At 38.2% G+C, this 20,310-nt stretch carries 22 protein-coding genes and 1 other RNA gene; 5 read left to right on the forward strand and 18 right to left on the reverse strand.

Translation table 11 applies throughout. The features are described 5' to 3' along the window. Window positions 1-6: 6 nt before the first annotated feature. The 4 genes from F952_RS08320 to F952_RS08335 all read right to left on the reverse strand — a co-directional run bounded on the left by F952_RS08320 (window position 7) and on the right by F952_RS08335 (window position 3,095). Window positions 7-948, reverse strand: coding sequence for a Dyp-type peroxidase (locus tag F952_RS08320; RefSeq protein ID WP_004925616.1), 942 nt, complete (start codon window positions 946-948; stop codon window positions 7-9). Window positions 949-1,093: 145 nt separating this feature from the next. Continuing rightward, entirely contained in the window at window positions 1,094-1,876 is a 783-nt protein-coding gene (locus F952_RS08325) for a glutathione S-transferase N-terminal domain-containing protein (protein WP_004925619.1), read from the reverse strand. Between the two features lie 28 nt (window positions 1,877-1,904). After that, window positions 1,905-2,417: a ribonuclease E activity regulator RraA gene (rraA, locus tag F952_RS08330; RefSeq protein ID WP_004925622.1), complete on the reverse strand. Its 513-nt coding sequence runs from the start codon at window positions 2,415-2,417 to the stop codon at window positions 1,905-1,907. Between the two features lie 15 nt (window positions 2,418-2,432). Continuing rightward, window positions 2,433-3,095 (reverse strand): Rossmann-fold NAD(P)-binding domain-containing protein, encoded by a 663-nt coding sequence (locus tag F952_RS08335; RefSeq protein ID WP_004925623.1) that lies wholly within the window; start codon window positions 3,093-3,095, stop codon window positions 2,433-2,435. Window positions 3,096-3,304: 209 nt separating this feature from the next. On the opposite strand from F952_RS08335, the gene rpsT reads away from it, so the two are divergent. Further along, window positions 3,305-3,574 carry a 30S ribosomal protein S20 gene (gene rpsT, locus F952_RS08340; protein WP_004925626.1) on the forward strand — a complete coding sequence of 90 codons (270 nt, stop codon included), beginning with the start codon at window positions 3,305-3,307 and terminating at the stop codon, window positions 3,572-3,574. 57 nt (window positions 3,575-3,631) lie between these two features. On the opposite strand, the gene F952_RS08345 is transcribed toward rpsT, so the two are convergent. Further along, on the reverse strand, window positions 3,632-4,366 hold the full coding sequence (locus F952_RS08345) for a phosphoglycerate mutase family protein (protein WP_004925629.1): 735 nt from the start codon (window positions 4,364-4,366) through the stop codon (window positions 3,632-3,634). A 56-nt stretch (window positions 4,367-4,422) separates the two neighbouring features. After that, on the reverse strand, window positions 4,423-5,283 hold the full coding sequence (locus F952_RS08350) for a 3'(2'),5'-bisphosphate nucleotidase CysQ (RefSeq protein ID WP_004925631.1): 861 nt from the start codon (window positions 5,281-5,283) through the stop codon (window positions 4,423-4,425). Between the two features lie 612 nt (window positions 5,284-5,895). Here F952_RS08350 and F952_RS08355 point away from each other — a divergent pair. The 3 genes from F952_RS08355 (at window position 5,896) to F952_RS08365 (ending at window position 8,083) form a co-directional block, all read left to right on the forward strand. Beyond that, window positions 5,896-6,339 carry an RNA-binding S4 domain-containing protein gene (locus F952_RS08355; RefSeq protein ID WP_004925636.1) on the forward strand — a complete coding sequence of 148 codons (444 nt, stop codon included), beginning with the start codon at window positions 5,896-5,898 and terminating at the stop codon, window positions 6,337-6,339. 157 nt (window positions 6,340-6,496) lie between these two features. Continuing rightward, on the forward strand, window positions 6,497-7,546 hold the full coding sequence (recA, locus tag F952_RS08360) for a recombinase RecA (protein WP_004925639.1): 1,050 nt from the start codon (window positions 6,497-6,499) through the stop codon (window positions 7,544-7,546). A gap of 57 nt (window positions 7,547-7,603) precedes the next feature. Further along, entirely contained in the window at window positions 7,604-8,083 is a 480-nt protein-coding gene (locus tag F952_RS08365) for a regulatory protein RecX (RefSeq protein WP_004925642.1), read from the forward strand. A gap of 10 nt (window positions 8,084-8,093) precedes the next feature. Here the strand turns inward: F952_RS08365 and ffs are convergent. Further along, an RNA gene (gene ffs, locus F952_RS16715) (signal recognition particle sRNA small type) lies at window positions 8,094-8,190 on the reverse strand. Between the two features lie 304 nt (window positions 8,191-8,494). On the opposite strand from ffs, the gene F952_RS08370 reads away from it, so the two are divergent. Next, window positions 8,495-9,322, forward strand: a complete 828-nt coding sequence (locus tag F952_RS08370) for a YbgF trimerization domain-containing protein (RefSeq protein WP_004925645.1) — start codon at window positions 8,495-8,497, stop codon at window positions 9,320-9,322. A gap of 59 nt (window positions 9,323-9,381) precedes the next feature. Here the strand turns inward: F952_RS08370 and lpxA are convergent, their stop codons facing one another. From lpxA to pyrH, 11 genes are all read right to left on the reverse strand, one after another. Continuing rightward, complete coding sequence (lpxA, locus tag F952_RS08375) at window positions 9,382-10,170, reverse strand: acyl-ACP--UDP-N-acetylglucosamine O-acyltransferase (protein WP_004925646.1); 789 nt, start codon at window positions 10,168-10,170, stop codon at window positions 9,382-9,384. After that, window positions 10,167-10,652, reverse strand: a complete 486-nt coding sequence (gene fabZ, locus F952_RS08380; protein ID WP_026056961.1) for a 3-hydroxyacyl-ACP dehydratase FabZ — start codon at window positions 10,650-10,652, stop codon at window positions 10,167-10,169. The genes lpxA and fabZ overlap by 4 nt, the downstream gene beginning before the upstream one ends. Window positions 10,653-10,658: 6 nt before the next feature. Beyond that, window positions 10,659-11,729, reverse strand: a complete 1,071-nt coding sequence (lpxD, locus tag F952_RS08385; RefSeq protein ID WP_004925651.1) for a UDP-3-O-(3-hydroxymyristoyl)glucosamine N-acyltransferase — start codon at window positions 11,727-11,729, stop codon at window positions 10,659-10,661. A gap of 3 nt (window positions 11,730-11,732) precedes the next feature. Further along, complete coding sequence (locus F952_RS08390; protein ID WP_004925653.1) at window positions 11,733-12,233, reverse strand: OmpH/Skp family outer membrane protein; 501 nt, start codon at window positions 12,231-12,233, stop codon at window positions 11,733-11,735. Window positions 12,234-12,281: 48 nt separating this feature from the next. After that, window positions 12,282-14,759: an outer membrane protein assembly factor BamA gene (gene bamA / locus F952_RS08395; protein WP_004925656.1), complete on the reverse strand. Its 2,478-nt coding sequence runs from the start codon at window positions 14,757-14,759 to the stop codon at window positions 12,282-12,284. Between the two features lie 40 nt (window positions 14,760-14,799). Beyond that, on the reverse strand, window positions 14,800-16,155 hold the full coding sequence (rseP, locus tag F952_RS08400) for an RIP metalloprotease RseP (RefSeq protein WP_004925658.1): 1,356 nt from the start codon (window positions 16,153-16,155) through the stop codon (window positions 14,800-14,802). A gap of 4 nt (window positions 16,156-16,159) precedes the next feature. After that, window positions 16,160-17,356, reverse strand: a complete 1,197-nt coding sequence (ispC, locus tag F952_RS08405) for a 1-deoxy-D-xylulose-5-phosphate reductoisomerase (protein WP_004925661.1) — start codon at window positions 17,354-17,356, stop codon at window positions 16,160-16,162. Then, window positions 17,357-18,181 (reverse strand): phosphatidate cytidylyltransferase, encoded by an 825-nt coding sequence (locus tag F952_RS08410; RefSeq protein ID WP_004925663.1) that lies wholly within the window; start codon window positions 18,179-18,181, stop codon window positions 17,357-17,359. Between the two features lie 2 nt (window positions 18,182-18,183). Further along, window positions 18,184-18,933 carry a polyprenyl diphosphate synthase gene (uppS, locus tag F952_RS08415; RefSeq protein WP_004925666.1) on the reverse strand — a complete coding sequence of 250 codons (750 nt, stop codon included), beginning with the start codon at window positions 18,931-18,933 and terminating at the stop codon, window positions 18,184-18,186. 4 nt (window positions 18,934-18,937) lie between these two features. Beyond that, window positions 18,938-19,492, reverse strand: coding sequence for a ribosome recycling factor (gene frr, locus F952_RS08420; protein WP_004925669.1), 555 nt, complete (start codon window positions 19,490-19,492; stop codon window positions 18,938-18,940). Window positions 19,493-19,571: 79 nt separating this feature from the next. Further along, a complete protein-coding gene (pyrH, locus tag F952_RS08425; RefSeq protein ID WP_004925672.1) occupies window positions 19,572-20,300 on the reverse strand; it encodes a UMP kinase in 729 nt (242 codons plus the stop codon). Between the last annotated feature and the right edge of the window lie 10 nt (window positions 20,301-20,310).

Genomic DNA, 20,310 nt, shown 5'->3' on the forward strand with positions numbered 1-20,310 from the left:
AGATGATTAATCATCACCCAAATCATCTAGAAAATCGACTGTTGGTACAAAAAACAAGGTTCCTGTCAATGCAGTACTAAAATCTAATAAGCGGTCTAAATGACCATCTGCATTACCTAAAAACATATGTTCGAGCATTTGGCGCGTTGTACTAAACTTATTGGCATAACCAATAAAATATGTTCCAAACTCACCTTTGCTTGGATTAGAGAATGGCATATTGGCACGCATGATTTTAAGCTCATTCCCTTGGTCATCATAAGCTTTACTGACATTATTGTGTGCTGTACCTGGTTTAACATCATCAGCCAGCTCAACATCATCAAATTTTTTGCGCCCAATAATTTTTTCCTGTTCTTCATCACTCAAGCTGCGCCATTTATCCATATCATGCATATATTTTTGTACAAATGCATAGCTCCCCCCAGCAAAAAGAGGATCTTCAGAGCCGACTAAAGCATATTCTGCTGCAATTTCAGGCTCAGGATTTTCAGTACCATCTACAAATCCTAAAATGGCCCTTCCATCAAAATAACGAAAACCATGAACCTCATCGACAGGATGTGTCAAATCTTTTAATTGTTCATAAATAATACTGGCTAATTCGTAACACAATGCTTGCCGTTCTGCACGGATATGGAAAAATAAATCACCAGGTGTCGAGACAGCCGTATATTTGGGGCCTTTGATCTCTTTAAAAGTCACCAACTCATGTGGCTTAGGTTGCCCCTCAAATAACATATCCCATGCATTTGAACTGAACCCCATGACTGCATTGAAATTATCTTTAGGAAATCGATTACGTAAACTACGCGTCAATGCTGAAAAATTAGCTGAAAAATCAATTATTTTTTCTTTTACATTTTCAGTTAAAGACAATCCTAATACGATAAACAAGGCATTTTCACCAGGATGACTAGTGACTGGTTGAATACGAGTAATTGTCATGGAATTAACCTATGAAAAATATATTGCTATCTTAATTTAACATATTGCTTTTGAAAGATTAAATTTTTTAATATATAAAAAAAGCATTCACTTTGAATATGAATGCCTCCTGATGACAATATGCTTCCAAATATAGAGATGGCTGCTAAACCTCACCATATTGTTTTTTAAGATAAGCGACAATTTGGGCAGACTCAAATAAATGAATACCTGTGTTCGGGTCAACTAAATAAGGTACTTGCATTTTACCCTGCATCATAGGCAACATTTTGTCGCGCTTCCCACCAGCTAGAGGAATGTAAGGGCCAGGTTTCAAACGTAGGATTGCAGGCCCCATATCTTGCCAACGCTCTTTCGAGACATTATGCAAAACATAAGGAATTTCAAGCTCAGTTAGAATATCACGTACAACACGAGAATAAGGGCTTGCTTCAAAACTCCATAGCTCTAATAGCTGCTCTGGTGCGGCACGATGAATAATTTTTTTATTCACCCATACTCCACGGGCAGCGTTGAGTAAAGTTGCAATCAATCCAATGACTGGTATTTTAGGATAATGCTGATATTTTTCTGGTGTATGACCCGTCTTACCATAATGCTTAAATAAATGATGAATAATTTTCTGAGATTCATAGAGCTGATCTCCTGTGTTTTCGTCAATCAAGAAAGGAAATTGAAGTTTTCCACCTTTTTCTTTGACGATAGCACGGTATTTCTGCCCCCCTTTAGGACATGGATAAATTTCTACATCCAGATTGAGTAAAGTAAGTACCTCCCGAACACGACGAGAAAATGGTGACCCTTCAAATTCATATAATTTTAGTGGTTTGTCAGGCTGATTTGGAAAAGGTGTTCCAGTCACCCCGCGCCCACCTTCAACGATACTTGTGGCAACTGATTGTAATATCTTAATTTGATGAATCACCATATTTTATTTCCTGCATTTTAAAAGTTATTTAATCAATCAATTTTTGTTTTGATACGATTATCCCGTTGTTATCAGCGTAAATATAACAACCTGCCTGGAATGTAACACCACCAAAATACAGATTTACACCCACTTCTCCTATGCCCTGACGATTACTTTTTTGTGGAATGGCTGCCAATGCATGTATACCCAGATCTAGCTCAGCCAAAGCGTCCACATCTCGTATGCAGCCATAGATTACAACACCATCCCAATGATACTTAACAGCAGACTCGGCGATCATATCTCCCATGAGCGCACAGCGCATGGATGCACCACCATCCACTACCAAGACCTTACCTGTGCCATCTGTTGCCAATAGCTCTTTAACGCGTGAATTATCCTCAAAACACTTTACTGTTACGATTTGGCCTGAAAATATTTTTCGAGCGCCATAACTTTTAAAAAAACGTCCATCTAGTGATGGCGTAAGCACTTGAATATCTTTATCAGTATGATCATCAAGTAAATCACAAGTCACAAAAGGTACAGTCGTTGTCATGTTTTTCATTTCCAATTATGTTGTTTGTATCGCTAAATTATCATAAACCTTAAATGTTTCCATTTGCGTATTTGCAGCGACAACCATGGTATGAGCCAATTGTTGTGCCGTGACAGGTTTATAGCGAAATGGTTTCTTAATCACATCTTTGACGACTAAAAATATTTTTTGAGCTACATTTTCTAAGATACGCTGCTCACGACGCTCACCAATCAGCAAAGATGGATGAAATATCGAGAGTTTGCTTAATGCGAGTGTTTGCAAATAATCTTCAAGTTGTCCTTTCACCCTGTTGTAAAAGATGATAGAGGAAGAATTCGCGCCTAAAGCACTCACCAGTAACAAATGTGTTTGCTTATCCTGTATCAGATCAGCAAAATGCGCATTGATTTCATAGTCAATTGCATAAAATTTTTGCTTTGATCCCGCTTTTTTTATGGTAGAACCTAAACAACTAAATGCGTGGGTATAACCATTTACATCCTGATCATTGAGTAATAGAAAATCTTCCAGCACAAATTGCTGCACTTTTGAAAAAGACTTAAATTCATCAAGTTCCTGACGAACAATAACGGTGATAGCATCGAACTCTGAAGCTTCCTGCAATTGCTCCACTAAAGATTTTCCAACCAGTCCAGTTGCACCAATAACCAGTGCTTTATTTTTTGTAAATGTCATATTTTATGCATCCTAAGTATTTTGATGTTAATTTACCGCGTTCTTATCAATTTATCAGCATCAAAAACGTTGCAAAAACATCTCAAGACTTGACTTACCCGCCCCAATTCATCAAAATATGCCACTTGTTTACGGGCTGGTGATTGTTTTATTTATTTACAGTAAAACTTCAGCCCGCCCAGACCAACCAAATTTCAAGGAGTGCAAGAGTGGCAAACTCTGCTCAGGCAAAAAAACGTGCGCGTCAAAACGTTAAAGCGCGCAAACATAACGCAAGTTTGCGTTCTATGGTTCGTACTTACATCAAACGTACTGTAAATGCAATTGCTGCTGGTGATTATACTGTTGCTACAGAAGCTTATAAAAAAGCTGTTCCTGTAATTGACCGTATGGCTGATAAAGGCATCATCCACAAAAATAAAGCTGCTCGTCATAAGAGCCGCTTAAATGCTCAAGTTAAAGCATTAGCTTCTAACTAAGTTAGCAAAGTAAAAAAAGCCCTTCAGGGCTTTTTTTATTGCTAAGTATTTTTTATTTTAACTTTCATTAATAAAGTCACTGACATTTAGCTGATTCACTTCACCGCGCCATATCCATTTAAGCCGACTACCAATAAAATCATCCCCTTCAAACCATACGAATAACCCTTCCATCATGGCAGGCCAGTCATCCTGATCAATTTGGGTTCGCCCAGCAATTACAGCCAGAATTGCAGCAATAATCGTATCATGACTCACAGCCAGACTTAAGCCACCAGAAGATGTAGGATGTGTTTCATAAATTAGCTCCAATACGTCGAATACTCCAGTAATTGGATGCTTCATACCTGGCAATGCATTATTTACAAAGCTATTTATAAAACCCAAAGCACCTTGCTGACGAAAATAAGGTGCAGCCTGTTTAATATCCAAAACGAAACTTCCAGGCTCGACCAATAAACCCTGTTCAACAATTTCAATCGTATGTGTATTGGAATGAGTTTTGATCTGATCAGCGCCTTCTATCATCAAGGCAGCGGTATCGATACACCGCTGAATAGGGCTAGATATACAGTGTTGGATCATACGATCTGTATTGGCAATCAAGTAAGAGCCCCATTCCTGTGCCAGTTCACGGCCTGGAGCTGTAAGCTGTAAATCATATCCTGCCAATCCCTGACCATTCACCAACTCACGCAAAGAGTGGCGTGTAAACAAAGTAACAGGTATGTGCCTATCTGGTAGCAAATCAATTGCTTGCAACATACTTGGCGGGAGTAGTTTTAAACTCATGATATTTATAAATCATTTTTATTGGTTAGTTCACTATATCATACAGCGCACAACTCTCAATTTGAAAAATCTATTTGTTGTAATAGCTCCAATACCAAATGCCTATACTCAGATTTTGAATACGCAATGAAGCCTTGGTTTAAAACGGTGGTACGTACATTATATTTAAATGGAATACCGTTTAAAGAGACTAAGCCTCCCCCAATACTTTCCAGCAATGCCTGTCCAGCACTTGTATCCCATTCAGATGTTGGATGAAATCTCGGATAGAAATCAATTTTACCTTCTAGCATCATACAAAATTTATAAGCACTCCCAGCCTCACGACAAACAATCTTATAGTCACTCTCTAAGTACTCTATAAATTTTTGATATTTACTACTCTTACTTCGATGGCTTAGTCCAACTTGAATCGTATTATTCAGGCTCTCAATTGAATGATGATATCGCCACCATTGTTTAGAATTAAACTGATATTTATACGGCAATTCATGTGTATATCCTATATACATCTGTTGCTCACGCGGAACAACAATCACAGAAAATGAAGTATATGAATCTTCGATTAAACTCAGATTGATAGTGAACTCATCTCTTTGCTGAATAAACTCTTTTGTCCCATCTAAAGGATCCAACATCCAGCAAATATTCCATGAACATCGCTGAGTATTGTCACCTTCCTCAGATAATACAGGGTAATCAGGTGTTATTCTGGCCAACTCTGTTACTAGAAAATGATTTATTTTAAGATCAGCTTGCGTTACAGGAGATTCATCTGTTTTTTTTTGGATATCTAACTGATTTCCTGAAATATAATTTTCATACTCGTTATTTAACAAATTAGAAGCTTGCTCTAAAATCGGCAATAATTGATTAATTAAATTACCTGTTATTGATTGATCAGTCTGAATAAACATGGTTAATACAAGCCCTATTTCCAAGAGATCATTATATTCAAATTTTTAAACATTGTTGAATGAAGATTATCTTATCTATTTTTCGATTGGATCCAATAATATAAATCAAGAGTAGAAATCAAGCTTTTATACAAAAAATCTATTAAAAAAATACATATCCAAACAACAATTAAACAAAATCTTGTGACAAGAATCACATTTTTACATTAATATTCATACATATTAAATCATTAGCAATAAGAGGTTGGATCGCACTGGTATGGATTTGATCAAATTTTTAAAAAGTTTCAATACAGTCAATACATATTTACTTGTTACTTCACTATCATTAATGAGCTTGGTCATTTATTTCTATGTTATAAGCCCTAAGTAAAGCCACTCACGTGGCTTTTTAATTTTTTGAGTCAGATTAATTTAACTTTTTATACTTACATTTCTTAATTCACTCCTCTTTTTAAGCACCAAAAAATGAATGATATTGGCTAAAATCAGCATCATAATAAGAGTTGAAACCTAGCAAAGAGTCCCTATATTAATAGCTATATTGCATCTTCTATCTTGATACTATCAAAATAGATTCTGTTTGCACTTTTTCAATTTATAAGGATTTTGATGTCTAGACAGCAACATGAAGAACATAGTATTGATTCTATGCGAGTTGATAAATGGCTATGGGCTGCTCGTTTCTTTAAAACACGTTCTATAGCTAAAGCAGCCATCGAAGGCGGAAAAGTTCACCACAATAGTGAACGTGTTAAAGTTTCCAAAGAAATTCGGGTAGGAATGGAATTGACCATTCAGCAAGGCTTTGAAAGAAAAACTGTTGTTGTAAAAGCATTATCTAATATGCGGGGACCTGCACCTATAGCACAACAGCTCTATGATGAAACTGAAGTTAGTATTGCAAAAAGAGAGTTGATTGCTTCGCAAAGAAAATTGCATAATTTAGCCCGACCAGATCATCGTCCTTCTAAAAAAGATCGACGACAGATTCATCGGTTTAAACAAGAAAATGATCAGAATTTTGAGCAGTCGTGGTCATATAATGATGATTAAATTTTTTGAATTATGCGCGTCATGTTATGTCGTAGTGACATAATATTGACATAGAATAGTGAAAATAAATCTGTCACTATACTTCGGTGGAACAAGGTTGAAATTCAATACATCCACTTTGAATGAAAAAGTGATATTACAGTTTTGAGGTTGTAAGATGGATGATAATAAAAGCAAGGCATTACAAGCTGCTTTAAGTCAGATTGAAAAACAATTTGGCAAAAATACAGTAATGCGTTTAGGTGATAATACCGTTCAAGCTGTTGAAGCCGTTTCGACAGGCTCTCTTACTCTAGATATTGCATTAGGTATTGGTGGCTTACCTAAAGGGCGTATTGTAGAGATTTACGGTCCTGAATCTTCTGGTAAAACAACCATGACTTTGCAAGCAATTGCACAATGTCAGAAAGCAGGTGGTACCTGTGCTTTTATTGATGCAGAACATGCATTAGACCCTCAGTATGCCCGTAAGCTGGGTGTAGACATAGACAATCTTTTGGTATCGCAGCCTGATCATGGTGAACAAGCTCTGGAAATTGCAGATATGCTTGTACGCTCTGGTGCGATTGATCTGATTGTAGTCGACTCTGTAGCAGCATTAACCCCAAAAGCCGAAATTGAAGGTGAAATGGGCGACTCCCACATGGGTTTACAAGCCCGCTTAATGAGTCAAGCCTTACGTAAAATCACGGGTAATGCTAAACGTTCGAATTGCATGGTAATCTTCATTAACCAGATTCGTATGAAAATTGGCGTAATGTTTGGCAGCCCAGAAACCACAACTGGTGGTAATGCACTAAAATTCTATGCATCTGTACGTCTAGATATACGCCGTATTGGTCAAGTTAAAGAAGGTGATGAAATCATTGGTTCTGAAACCAAAGTCAAAGTCGTTAAAAATAAAATGGCCCCTCCTTTCCGTGAAGCAATCTTCCAAATTTTATATGGCAAGGGTGTCAATCAACTTGGCGAATTGGTTGATCTTGCAGTTCAACAAAATATTGTACAAAAAGCTGGTGCTTGGTATTCATACCAAGGCAATAAAATTGGTCAGGGTAAGAATAACGTGATTCGTTATCTTGAAGAGAACCCTCAGATTTCTACAGAAATTGAAGCGGTTATCCGTGAACAATTATTGACTAAGGCATCAGATCAGACCGCTGCTCACGATGAAACTGAAGAAGAACCAGATTTACTGGAAAGTTAATCTAAGCATCCAATTAAACGCCCAAATGGGCGTTTTTTCATTTGAAAGGCTATCTAGATGATATTTAAGCATACTCAGACATCGCGTGCGGAGCTATCTGGGACGAAATTACGCTCTTTAGCATTCGCATTACTAACACGCAAAGAATATAGTAAATCGGAACTGATCGAAAAACTTAAGCTTTATGCAGTTGATGAAAACGAAGTGATTCAATTGGTAGATGAACTCTCAGATCAACACTATCAAAGTGATCAACGTGTTGCTGAACTGGTTTTATCAAGCCAATTACGTAAAGGTAAAGGTCCAAATCGTATTAAACAGGCACTTAAAAACAAAGAATTAGATACGGCATTGATTAATGACGAAATACAAGATATTGATTGGCTAGAACAAGCTTATCAACTTAAAGTAAAAAAATTTGGAACTGATGTAGAAACTGATGCAAAGCTAAAAGCCAAACAGATACGCTTCTTACAATATCGTGGATTTGATATGGATATTATTATGAAAGCTATTCATCGAATAGAAGAGGAATAAATGGTGGTAACCCTACTAGCAAAACCTCGGCACATTATAGATCTGCTACCGTTGCTACCTTCCGGTCCTGGCGGGGTTCACAGAGTACAATTGCGAAGCCACCAGCAGGGCTACCATTGCAAGAACAGAGTATAGAGATTTTTGAATGTCTTGCAAGTAATATTCCCAATTTTCCTCTCCATTCCATGTTAAATGGCTAATTCATCAACAAATCATTGTGCATATCTACATTTCGCTCAAGACATATGATTGCTAAAATAATTTCGTTTTTAAAATGCTGCAAGATTGTAATCGGATATTGCAATTCTGTACTCTAATGCTTTAATGGCAACATTAGATGATTAAAACTCAGTGATACTTCAAACTGAGTTAATTAAAGCATCTTTCTCGATTTTTAAATGGAATTCTCTTATGCTAAAAAAGCATTTGCCCTTCGCAACAATTTTACTTTTGGTTAGTTTTCAAAGTTACGCAAATGTTCCAATTGAATCCCGTGGCCTCAGTCAAAATACAGGAACATCTTTACCTGGTACATCGCCTGCTGCCCCACTAAATATTAATTGGGAAATTATGCAAAAGAATCAGCAACTTGAAAATGAAATTCGTAATCTTCGTGGCAAGCTGGAAGAGCAAGACAATGAAATTGACAAATTAAAAAACGATTTACAAAATCGATATACAGATCTTGATCAACGTTTAGAGATTTTAAATCAAAAGCTAGATCCAGACACCAGCCAAACTCAGGATAGCACCCAACAAGATCAAGCAAATCCTACTTCGGCTCAAAATACCGTAACATCAACCACAAGCTCTACACCAGCTCAAGACAATTCACAGCCAGCTTCAACAGATAATGTGACACATCAGGATCCAGTCGAACTTGAAAAAGCAGCGTACACAGTTGCATTAGATGCTTATAAACAAGGTGGTGCGAAAAAAGCAATTGCACCGATGCAAAATTTTATTAAAAATCATCCCAACAGCATTTACACTGGAAATGCTTATTTCTGGTTAGCTGAATTTAACTTAGCCACCGATCCAGTGAATTACACAGAAGCAAAGAAGAACTATGATATCGTTGTTAAGCGCTACCCTACCTCAAGTAAAGCTCCCCGATCTTTATACCAGCTATATAGCATTGCCAAAGATGTAGAACACAATTCCGCAGTTGCCAATCAGTTAAAAGCGAAATTATTGAAAACCTATCCTCAATCTGAAGAAGTAAAATACTTTAAATAAATTTTAATCTACAAAAAAAGACACCTAAATGGTGTCTTTTTTTATTAATTATGAGGTATTTAACGCACAATTCCACGTTGTGACTGTTCAACAGAATCAATTAACAATTGAACTTCAGGTATATCCGGTAAAATCTCATTACGTATCTTTTGAATCGACTGTTCAGTCGTAAGTCCAGACTTATAAATTAACTTATATGCCTCACGTAATGCCTGAATCACATTTTTCGACCAGCCTTTACGACGCATACCCTCAACATTCATACCAAATGCGTGTGCAGGATTACCAGACACCATGACATAGGCTGGTACGTCTTTTAAAATTAAAGAAGCGCCACCAACCATACTATAGGAGTCTATTTTACAAAATTGATGAATTCCAGAGTTACCACCAACAACAACATGGCTACCAATGTGAACATGTCCTGCAATACCAACGTTATTTGCAAAAACATTATGATCACCAATTACACAATCATGTGCAATATGAGTATTGACCATCAGTAAGTTATGGCTACCGATTTTGGTTAAACTGTTATCTTGTATCGTCCCACGATGCAAACTGCAATGTTCACGAATAAGATTATAGTCTCCAATCTCTAACCAGGTCTCTTCACCTTTGTATTTGAGATCCTGACAAATCTCCCCAACACTAGCAAACTGAAAAATCTCGTTATGCTCACCAATTCGAGTATAACCACCAACAACAACATGTGAATGTAGTTTAGTGCCAGCCCCAATTGTCACGTTGGGACCAATTACACAATACGGCCCAATCTGAACATCTGCAGCAATCACTGCAGATGTATCAATAATAGCGGTAGAATGAATTAGGTCGTTATTGCTCATGCCTGCTCTGTTCTTAAATGCGAAACTATAATTTCAGCGGTTGTAGCGACTTTACCATCAACCGTAGCAGTACAATTGTATTTGTAGATACCACGTTTTTGCATGACAAGTTCAGCTTTTAAAACGAGCTGATCACCAGCAACCACTTGTTTTTTGAAACGAACTTTCTCAGCCCCTGCGAACAGAAACAAAGAACCTGGTTTAGGAGTTTCATTATTCATAATAAAACCCAAAATACCAGAAATTTGTGCCAAAGCCTCTACAATCAAGACACCTGGCATAATCGGATAATCAGGAAAATGGCCCTGAAAAAACTCTTCGTTAATCGAAACGTTTTTATAGCCAACAATATTATTTTCACCAACTTCAACTACACGATCAACCAATAGGAATGGATAGCGATGTGGCAAATATTCACGAATTTTTTGAATGTCCATTGGCAATTCAGGGATCGTAAACGCAGGAGTGTTTGACTCAGTCATCATATTCTATTTACGCAATTTAAAAGTTGATTCAAGAGACTCAATTTGAGTCTGTATATGATCGAGTCGTTTCATGATTTGGGTCAATGGCACATCTGCTAATTGTCTAAAGCGAACAATGGTTCGTTTCCATTGATTATTTTCCATAAGTGCTGTTCCTGAAGAATAGGTTCCTGCTTCAGAAATACTTTTTGTGACCATTGACATTCCTGTGAGTGTCACATTATCGGTGATAGTAATATGACCCACCACACCACAGGCCCCTGCAAGGATACAGTTTTTGCCAATTACCGTGCTTCCTGCAATTCCACATTTAGCCGCAATAGCCGTATTTGAACCAATTCGAACGTTATGCGCGATTTGCACAAGGTTATCAATAATTACATCATCTTCAATAATCGTGTCATCCAAAGCACCCCGGTCAATACTACAATTTGACCCAATTCGAACATCGTGACCAATTTGAACCGTACCCAGTTGCACAATCCTATGCCACTTACCTTGATAAGGTGCGAAACCAAACCCCTCACTGCCAATCACTGTATTGGCATGAATTCGAACTCGATCCTTTATTTTTGTGCCTTGCAATAAGCTAACATTTGACTCGACAAATCCATCTCGACCAATTTCTACGTTGTCGCCTAAAAAACTATGTGCAAGTATGACTGTATTTTCCCCTACAACACATTCCGCACCTATGATCACGTAATGACCAATATATGCATTGTCTGCTATCATGGCAGATGGATGGATTTTCGCCGTACTCTCAATCCCTCTCTGAGTCATTTTTTTTTCAAAAACATGGGTCAGCTGTGCGAAAGCAAGATAAGGGTTTTTTACAACAATGTAATTTTGACTCGCGGGCAATTGATCTTTAAATGCAGATGTAACAATCAAAGCTCCAGCTTTACTCTGTTTCGCAGCCTCAACATACTTCTCACCATTTACAAATGAAATATGATGAGATTGTGCCTGCTCAAGACTGGCCAATCCAGATAAATTAAAGTGCTCATCACCAAAAAGCTCACCTTGAACAAGATGAGCTAAAGTTTCCAATGAATAATGGGGTATGTTCATGAATTATTTAATTGCATTAACCTTTTGAATCATTTTATCAGTTAAATCATCTTTTATATCAGATGCAATCACTGCATTTTTATTCAAAACATAATCTAGATTACTTTCTTTGCGCAATTGTTCAGCAGCCTGCTTCACCCGAGCTTCGAAAGTATTATTCATGTTTTGCAAACCACCTTGTACTTTAGTTTGCAAGCCTTGCTGAGTCGAGTTGAACTCATTTAATTTAGACTGATACTGTTGATTTAATTTTTGGATATCAGCTTCTTTCATGTTACGACCATCGGTTTCCGCTTTTTGTCTGAGAGCATCAAGTTCTTTACCTAATTGCTCTAGGCGCGTAGTGGTCGGTTTAACCGATTGGTTTAAAGACGCATTTTGCTGTTTAAGATAAGTACTGTTATCTACTACACGCGCCAAATCCACTACGCCAATACCAGCAGCATGACTTAGGCCAGATGCAGTAATACCTAATACCATGATTAATTTAGTCATTTTTTTCATATTCATTCCTTAAATCAGGAAACTTTATACAATAAAAATAGACCGTACTTAGAAAGTACGGCCAATTTCAAATTGAATAGATTGAGTTTCATCGCCATCTTTCTTGTTAAGCGGATATGCATAACTTAAAGAAAGAGGTCCAATCATCGTAATCCAAGTAAAACCTACACCAACACTGTAACGTAGATTACCTAAATCAAAACCATAATTATCTTCACAATATTTTTTAGCATTTACACCATTAATATTGTAAGTCGTTGGAAGGTCACATTTTGTGTCAAAAACTTGACCACCTTCAGCAAATAATACAGGTCTAAATTGGCGTGCCCAATCACCTTTAAATGGCACTGGTAATGCCAACTCTGTACCAAATTGTACTAAAGCATTACCACCAACAGATTCCCATGAATAATCTGTCGTGCCAGATTCTTGGTAAGTTACACCAGGGTAACGTGGCCCCAATGTGCTACTTTCGTAACCACGGACCGAACCATAACCACCTGCGAAGAAGTTTTTATAGAAAGGTAAATCATTGCCATAACCTAACTTACCATATCCTCTCAATACAAAGTCTTTACCTAACGGGAAATAAGCCTGAGCATCATACGACAGTTTTTGATATTCAACATCACTGCCAGGTAATCCAACTTCGAGATTAACACGATGAGAAGTACCCGACGTCGGAAGTAAAGGTCTGTTTAGCGTATTATAAGACCATCCTAGGTTCAGGATATACGTTAAGTAGTCACCTTCGAATTGTGAATTATACGGTATTAGAGTACCCGTACAGTTCCCATCTGTATCTAAAGTATTTGTACTACAGTAGGTTGATGTACCTGTTGCTTTGCCGCCATTCGCTAATAAATAGTCACGAACATAGGTAGATACATATGGACCTGTTTTCACTTTTGTGGAATCAATACCAAGTGAAGCACTTAAACTTTGATTTTCATCAATTGGATAGCCAAATGATAAATTGCCACCAAAACTGTCAGTTACGTAGTTATTAACTGTATAGCTGCTACTCAGTTTAGTTTTACGATAATAGACATTATATCCACGACTTACGCCGTCAATAGTAAAGTAAGGGTCAGTTACACTCAGATTGTAATAATCTTGAGTTTCAGAACGAGTTAAATCAAGAGAGAAACGATTACCTGTTCCAAGCAAGTTGGTTTGACTCAAACCAGCCTGAAAAGTGATACCACCACTTTCAGAATAACCTACGGCTAAGGTCGTTGATCCAGAATGCTGTTCTTCAACATTTACGTTTAAGTCAACTTCATCAGTCGAGTTAGGTACACGAACTGGCTTAATATCAACTGTTTTAAAGAAACCTGTACGTTCAAGGCGAATTTTTGACAAGTCAATTTTTTCATTACTTGCCAATGCACCTTCCATCTGGCGCATTTCACGACGTAATACATCATCAGCAGTTTTTGTATTACCAACAATGTTAATACGACGCACTTTGACTTGCTGACCTGGATTAATGTAGTAGTTTAAGTCTACTAATCCAGTTTCATTATTGATTTGCGGAACAACATTAACTTCAGCAAAGTAATAACCAGCATTTCCATATTTACGAAGAAGCAATTGCTTGACTGCATTTACTTTTTCTTGTGAATAAGTATCACCGTCTTTATAAATTTTTAATGCTTCGAGCTCTTGAGGCTTATAAAGCGCGTCTCCCAAGAACTTGGTTTGACCAAATTTAAACTGACTACCTTCATCCACAGAAACTTCAACAAAAATATGTTTTTTGTCTTCGCTAATGTTCAACTGAGAGTTGTTAATATTAAAATTGATATAACCTTTGTTTAAATAAAGTGCACGTAATGACTCAAGACTTGCCGCCATCTTTTCACGAGCATAGCGATCGTTGCGTGTAACAATAGATGACCAACCACTTTCTTTAATTGCGAAAGCTTGCTTAATATCATCGTCACTAAATACTGTGTTGCCAATTAAATTAATCTCAACAACTTTTGCAGGTTTTCCTTCATAAAAGTTGAGCTTTAATTCAACGCGGTTATTTGGCTGAGCAACGGTTTCAACTTTAATGTCTGCATCGTAACGGCCTTGCTGTGCATACTGCTGCTCAAGCTCAGTTTCAATTGTTTGAAGTGCTGAGCTTTTTAGCACATCACCTTCAACCACACCCATTTTCTTTAAGCCTTCAGTCAAGGCTTCTTTGGGAATGAGTTTATTTCCTTTAAATTCAATTTTCGAAATAACAGGACGTTCGACAACTCTAAAAATTAGAACATCATTTTGCTTATACGTTTTGATGTCGTCGAAAAGACCCGTTGCATACAATGTACGAATGGCATCGGCAATCGTTGGATCATCAACACGATCCCCACTGTTAATCGGCAACATATTGTAAACATTTGAAGGAGTAAGTCGGACTAAGCCTTCTATTTTTACTTCGCGTGCAATGAAACCATTTGCTGCATATGCTTGTTGTACCGCTGCCATAGCACTAACAAGTGCCAAAGGCATTAATAAATGTGTGTGCCGCATGCCAGTTTTTTCCAGTAAGTTAATTTTTCCATATCAGCGTTTATAGACGCATAAAATCATTAAAAAGCGCTAAAAGCATCATGCTACCGAGCAGTACCATACCAATTTTTAAGCCGAACATCTGTATTTGTTCGGAAACAGGTTTACCGCGAATGGCCTCGATAAAGTAATAAACCAAATGCCCTCCATCCAGCATCGGGATCGGTAGCAAATTAAGAATCCCAAGGCTTACACTCATTAAAGCCATAAATGAAATAAATGTTTGCCACCCCATCTCTGCACTTTGACCTGCGACTTTCGCAATGGTAATAGGTCCAGATAAATTTTCCAAACCAATCAAACCACGAACCATTTTTACAATGGAATTCAATATCATACCAGAAATTTGAACTGTCTTGTCAGTGGCCATTCCTAAAGCTTGAATCGGATTATATTGGATTAGCTGCTTGTATTCAGCTGGAACAGTCATTTTACCTGGATTACTTTGTACTCCAAGCATTCCTGTCACATTCCCCATATTATCCCGTTTACCTTGAGGCATAACCTGTAAATGAACAAGTTGACCATTACGCAACACATCTATATTAAGCAATTTCTCAGGTGATTTTTGCACTATATCGACGACATCGAACCAATCGTTCATCTTTACGCCATCTACAGCCAAAATATGATCACCTACTTTCATACCCTGGCGAATTGCTGCACCATCTTCACTTAATTGATGAATGACGGCTGGCATAGCAGGACGATACGGTAGAAATCCCAATACATCAAGAGCCGATTGGCTCTGATTCTTTAAAAAATCATGAATTGGCAGTTGAACAGCTTTATCTTGCCCCTGATGATCGACAGTAACTTGAATACTCCCAGTCTCACCAGCTCGACCAACTAAAGCAAAATTTAAACGCTCCCATGTTGGCGTTTCTTTGCCATCAATCGAGGTAACTTTGTCTCCCACCTGCAAACCTGCTTGCGCAGCTACCGTATCAGGTAAAACTTTCCCTATACGCGTATTTAATTGCTCTTGTGTGGGCAAAAAAAGTATCCAAAATAAAAACACTGCAAAAAAAAGATTAATCAATGGGCCCGCAGCCACGATTGCAATACGTTTCCAGGGAGACTGTCGATTAAATGCATAAGGAAGATCAGCCTCGGCTACATTTCCCTCACGCTCATCCAGCATCTTGACATAACCACCCAAAGGTAGAGCAGATAATTGATATTGTATGCCTGATTTTTTCGATGTCCATTTCAGTAAAGTAGGACCGAAACCAATTGAATAAACCAAGACTTTTACGCCTAGTTTTCTGGCAACCCAATAATGACCGAATTCATGAATTGCAATCAGAGGTCCGAGCAGCAAAATTGCAGCGATGACGATATATAAAACATTCATCTCATTAGCCTCGTATCTGATTTACATATTGATGCGCAATCTGTCTTGCAATCATATCGGTTTCTAAAACTTGCTCTATATTTACTGCTGTATCATTTTGCACGTGATTCAACACATGCTCAATCACTTCTGGGATTACGGTAAATTTTATTTGTAGCTTCAAAAATGCATCCACCGCAATTTCATTGGCCGCATTAAGTATACACGGACTTAAGCCGCCTGCGCGCATTGCTTGTCTTGCAAGATTTAATGCTGGAAATTTATTTGTATCAGGTTCTCTAAAATCAAGATGTGTATGTGTAAATAAATCTAAAGCAGGAACATGTGTTTGTAAACGATCAGGCCATGCTAATGCATGTGCAATCGGTGTACACATGTCTGGATTTCCCATTTGTGCCAATGTAGAACCATCAATATATTGAACCATTGAATGAATGATACTTTGTGGATGCACCACAACTGTAACAAAATGTTCTGAAATTGAAAACAAATGACACGCTTCTATTAACTCCAGCCCCTTATTCATTAAAGTTGCAGAATCAACTGAGATTTTTTGCCCCATAGACCAATTTGGATGCTTACATGCTTGTTGGGGCGTCACTTCGCTTAGCTGTTCTAGAGGATAATCCAAAAATGGGCCCCCAGATGCGGTGAGTAAAATCCTTGATACACCTAGCTGTGGTTGACCAGTATTTTCGAGTGTCAAATAATTACTTGGCAATGATTGAAATATTGCATTGTGTTCCGAATCTACAGGCAATAATAATGCTTGATGATCACGTGCAGCCTGCATCATGATATTACCAGACATTACCAAAGCTTCTTTATTTGCCAATAATACTCGCTTACCCGCTTTTACAGCGGCCAATGTAGGCAATAACCCAGCTGCCCCCACAATAGCAGCCATAACCACATCAACAGCCTCATCCTGAGCAACAGAAACAAGACCTGTAGTACCAGATAAAATATCAATATCAGCTAGCCCAGCTTGTAAAAGCAACTGTCTCAATTGATCTATATGCTCATCAGGTACAACCACCCGCTTAGGCTTAAATTGTTTGCATATTTCAACGAGTTCTTGAATCCGACTATGCGCAGTAATGGCGTAAATCGAATACTTATCTGGATGCTGCGCTAAAACTTTTAAAGTGCTTTGTCCGATTGAACCCGTTACACCCAATATACAAACAGATTGTGTCATTTATAAATCTACACCAATGAGTTTCAATAAGTAGATTCCTGCCGCAAATACAGGAGCCGCAGCCAATAATGAGTCAATACGATCCAGCACACCACCATGACCTGGTAAAATGCGCCCAGAATCTTTAATGCCAGCGCGACGCTTGACCATTGACTCAAACAGATCACCTAATACAGAAGAAAATACAGTAAGCAGAGATAACAGGAGAAATAAAATATGCTGTGAGATTGTTAAATCAAGATAGATCGTTTCTACCACGATGATCAAGATTGTAGTAACGACCACTCCACCAATTAAACCCTCTACAGATTTGTTAGGGCTCACTGTAGGTGCGAGCTTGTTCTTGCCAAATTTACGCCCGACGAAATAAGCCCCGCTATCTGCTCCCCATACCAATAAGAACAGATACATTAGCCACCATGGAGATGTCTGCCAAACCTCAAATATCGCGGTAACCGCAGCACTAACTAAAATCAGTCCTACAATATATAACGTAGAATTATACCAATTATCATGTTCAGGATAAGACTTAACCCAGAAACCACTGACCAGCCAAGTGAGTATAGATGCAGACCATAGCAACAATGCAACATCACTATAGAATAATGCTAGCGCGGCAACAATCGCAACCAGAATGCCATAAGCCCACGCTTTAGGCTTAAAAATTGTTTTTGTTTCCCTTGGCATAAGCTTAAACCACTCATACCCAGCAACTCCCGCTGCTAAAATCATTAATCCAAACATTGGATAATGCGATTGGGTAGCAAACATACAAATTAAAACAACTGCTACTAACACCAACGCGGTTACAATCCGCTCTAACATTATTAATTCTCAATTTTATCTTGTTGGATTTGCTCTGAAGTTTTTCCAAAACGGCGTTCGCGTCCAGCAAACACTGCTAAAGCATGGTCAAACTCATCTATTGAAAACTCAGGCCACAAAGTTTCAGTAAAATACAGCTCAGCATAAGCTGCTTGCCAAAGCAAAAAGTTAGATAAGCGATAATCACCACCTGTACGAATTAACAGATCGACGGGAGGAAGTTGATTCAAACTTACATATCGGCCAAATAAATGTGTATCGATTTGCTCTATATCTACAATTCCATCACTGACATCTTTCGCGATTTGCTTCGCAGCATCAGTGATATCCCACATGCCACCATAACTGATTGCGATAGTTAAAGTCATACTTGTGAAATGAGCAGTTTCATTTTCGGCGTGAGTCATCAAATCTGTTAGATGTTCTGACAATTTTGAACGATCACCAATGAAACGCAGGGCAATATTGAACTTTCTCATTCGAGGTAATTGTTCATGAATTGCCTCTTCAAGCAATTTCATTAATAGATCAACCTCAAAAGCTGGACGATTCCAATTTTCACTGGAAAAAGCAAAAACTGTAAGCGCCTGAACACCTCGAGTACAACAATGTTCAACAATCGGATCTAAGCTGTTTTTCCCTTCACGGTGCCCATCTCCTTTTTGCATCTGATTTTTTTTAGCAAAACGATTGTTGCCATCCATAATGATGGCAACATGTTTTGGAAGATGACTTTCTTCAGACAGGGTCATCAAATTAGACCTTCATCAGTTCTGCTTCTTTTGCTGCTAAGCGCTTGTCTACTTCAGCAACATATTTATCGGTAATTTTTTGAATATCATCACCTGCACGACGCTCATCATCTTCAGAGATTTCTTTATCTTTCAACAAGCTTTTAAGATCACCTAAAACATCACGACGAATATTACGAATCGCAACTTTTGCATTTTCAGCTTCAGAACGTGCAACTTTTTGCATATCACGACGTGTTTCTTCAGTAAGTGCAGGTAATGGCACACGAATAGAATCAGCCGTAATAGGGTTTAATCCCAAGTCACTTTCACGAATCGCTTTATCAATTGCCGAAACCATTGTGCGCTCAAATGGCTGCACCACCAAGGTACGCGAATCTTCTATACCTACGTTTGCAACCTGATTCAACGGCACATCTGAACCATAGTAAGGAACCATAACACCATTTAATATAGATGGGTGTGCACGGCCTGTACGAACTTTCGCAAAACCCTGCTCTAGAGACTCTAGAGTCTTTTGCATACGCTGTTCGCTGTCTTTCTTGAGATCGTTAATCATATGATCTTCCTTACTTATTCATTCAAAGGTGTAAAACTAAATTAGTGGGGTAGTATAAAGAGCTTTGAGTTACACGTCATTATTTAGTGACGTGTGTACCCTCTTTTTCGCCCATAATGACAGATAACAATGCGCCAGGTTTATTCATATCAAACACTTGCAATGGCACATTATGGTCACGACACAAGCAAATTGCAGTCAAATCCATTACACCTAACTTTTCATCAAGTACCTGATCAAAGGTTAAGTTGTCATACTTAACAGCATCATCGTATTTGCTTGGATCCTTATTGTAAACACCATCTACTTTTGTTGCCTTAAGAATGAGGTTTGCTTCAATTTCAATTCCGCGCAAGCATGCTGCTGTATCTGTGGTAAAGAACGGATTACCTGTCCCAGCCACAAACACACATACTTCACCCTGGCTCAAATAACGAATCGCATCACGACTTGAGTAAGGCTCAACTACAGTTCCAATCGATAATGCAGACATGAGACGTGTTTTAATATTACGACGCACCAATGCATCACGCATCGCCAAACCATTCATGACTGTTGCAAGCATACCCATTTGGTCGCCTGTTACACGACCAACCAGACCATCTTTTTGCAATTGGCTACCACGGTACAAGTTACCGCCACCCACAACAATACCGACCTGCACACCCAAACCAACAAGATGAGCAATCGATAAAGACATCTGGTCCAGTACTTGAGCATCGATTCCCATGTCTTTGTTACCAGACAAAGCTTCACCAGACAGCTTTAACAAAATTCGTGAATAACGAGGACTGTTAGTTTCAGCCATAATTACGCTC

The organism is Acinetobacter baylyi DSM 14961 = CIP 107474, from assembly GCF_000368685.1.
Taxonomy (GTDB): domain Bacteria; phylum Pseudomonadota; class Gammaproteobacteria; order Pseudomonadales; family Moraxellaceae; genus Acinetobacter; species Acinetobacter baylyi.

Bases quoted from the DNA above. Each gene is read 5' to 3' on its own strand.
- F952_RS08320 (WP_004925616.1), bottom strand. From the start codon at position 948: ATGACAATTACTCGTATTCAACCAGTCACTAGTCATCCTGGTGAAAAT.
- F952_RS08325 (WP_004925619.1), bottom strand. From the start codon at position 1,876: ATGGTGATTCATCAAATTAAGATATTACAATCAGTTGCCACAAGTATC.
- rraA (WP_004925622.1), bottom strand. From the start codon at position 2,417: ATGACAACGACTGTACCTTTTGTGACTTGTGATTTACTTGATGATCAT.
- F952_RS08335 (WP_004925623.1), bottom strand. From the start codon at position 3,095: ATGACATTTACAAAAAATAAAGCACTGGTTATTGGTGCAACTGGACTG.
- F952_RS08345 (WP_004925629.1), bottom strand. From the start codon at position 4,366: ATGAGTTTAAAACTACTCCCGCCAAGTATGTTGCAAGCAATTGATTTG.
- F952_RS08350 (WP_004925631.1), bottom strand. From the start codon at position 5,283: ATGTTTATTCAGACTGATCAATCAATAACAGGTAATTTAATTAATCAA.
- F952_RS08355 (WP_004925636.1), top strand. From the start codon at position 5,896: ATGTCTAGACAGCAACATGAAGAACATAGTATTGATTCTATGCGAGTT.
- recA (WP_004925639.1), top strand. From the start codon at position 6,497: ATGGATGATAATAAAAGCAAGGCATTACAAGCTGCTTTAAGTCAGATT.
- F952_RS08365 (WP_004925642.1), top strand. From the start codon at position 7,604: ATGATATTTAAGCATACTCAGACATCGCGTGCGGAGCTATCTGGGACG.
- F952_RS08370 (WP_004925645.1), top strand. From the start codon at position 8,495: ATGCTAAAAAAGCATTTGCCCTTCGCAACAATTTTACTTTTGGTTAGT.
- lpxA (WP_004925646.1), bottom strand. From the start codon at position 10,170: ATGAGCAATAACGACCTAATTCATTCTACCGCTATTATTGATACATCT.
- fabZ (WP_026056961.1), bottom strand. From the start codon at position 10,652: ATGACTGAGTCAAACACTCCTGCGTTTACGATCCCTGAATTGCCAATG.
- lpxD (WP_004925651.1), bottom strand. From the start codon at position 11,729: ATGAACATACCCCATTATTCATTGGAAACTTTAGCTCATCTTGTTCAA.
- F952_RS08390 (WP_004925653.1), bottom strand. From the start codon at position 12,233: ATGAAAAAAATGACTAAATTAATCATGGTATTAGGTATTACTGCATCT.
- bamA (WP_004925656.1), bottom strand. From the start codon at position 14,759: ATGCGGCACACACATTTATTAATGCCTTTGGCACTTGTTAGTGCTATG.
- rseP (WP_004925658.1), bottom strand. From the start codon at position 16,155: ATGAATGTTTTATATATCGTCATCGCTGCAATTTTGCTGCTCGGACCT.
- ispC (WP_004925661.1), bottom strand. From the start codon at position 17,356: ATGACACAATCTGTTTGTATATTGGGTGTAACGGGTTCAATCGGACAA.
- F952_RS08410 (WP_004925663.1), bottom strand. From the start codon at position 18,181: ATGTTAGAGCGGATTGTAACCGCGTTGGTGTTAGTAGCAGTTGTTTTA.
- uppS (WP_004925666.1), bottom strand. From the start codon at position 18,933: ATGACCCTGTCTGAAGAAAGTCATCTTCCAAAACATGTTGCCATCATT.
- frr (WP_004925669.1), bottom strand. From the start codon at position 19,492: ATGATTAACGATCTCAAGAAAGACAGCGAACAGCGTATGCAAAAGACT.
- pyrH (WP_004925672.1), bottom strand. From the start codon at position 20,300: ATGGCTGAAACTAACAGTCCTCGTTATTCACGAATTTTGTTAAAGCTG.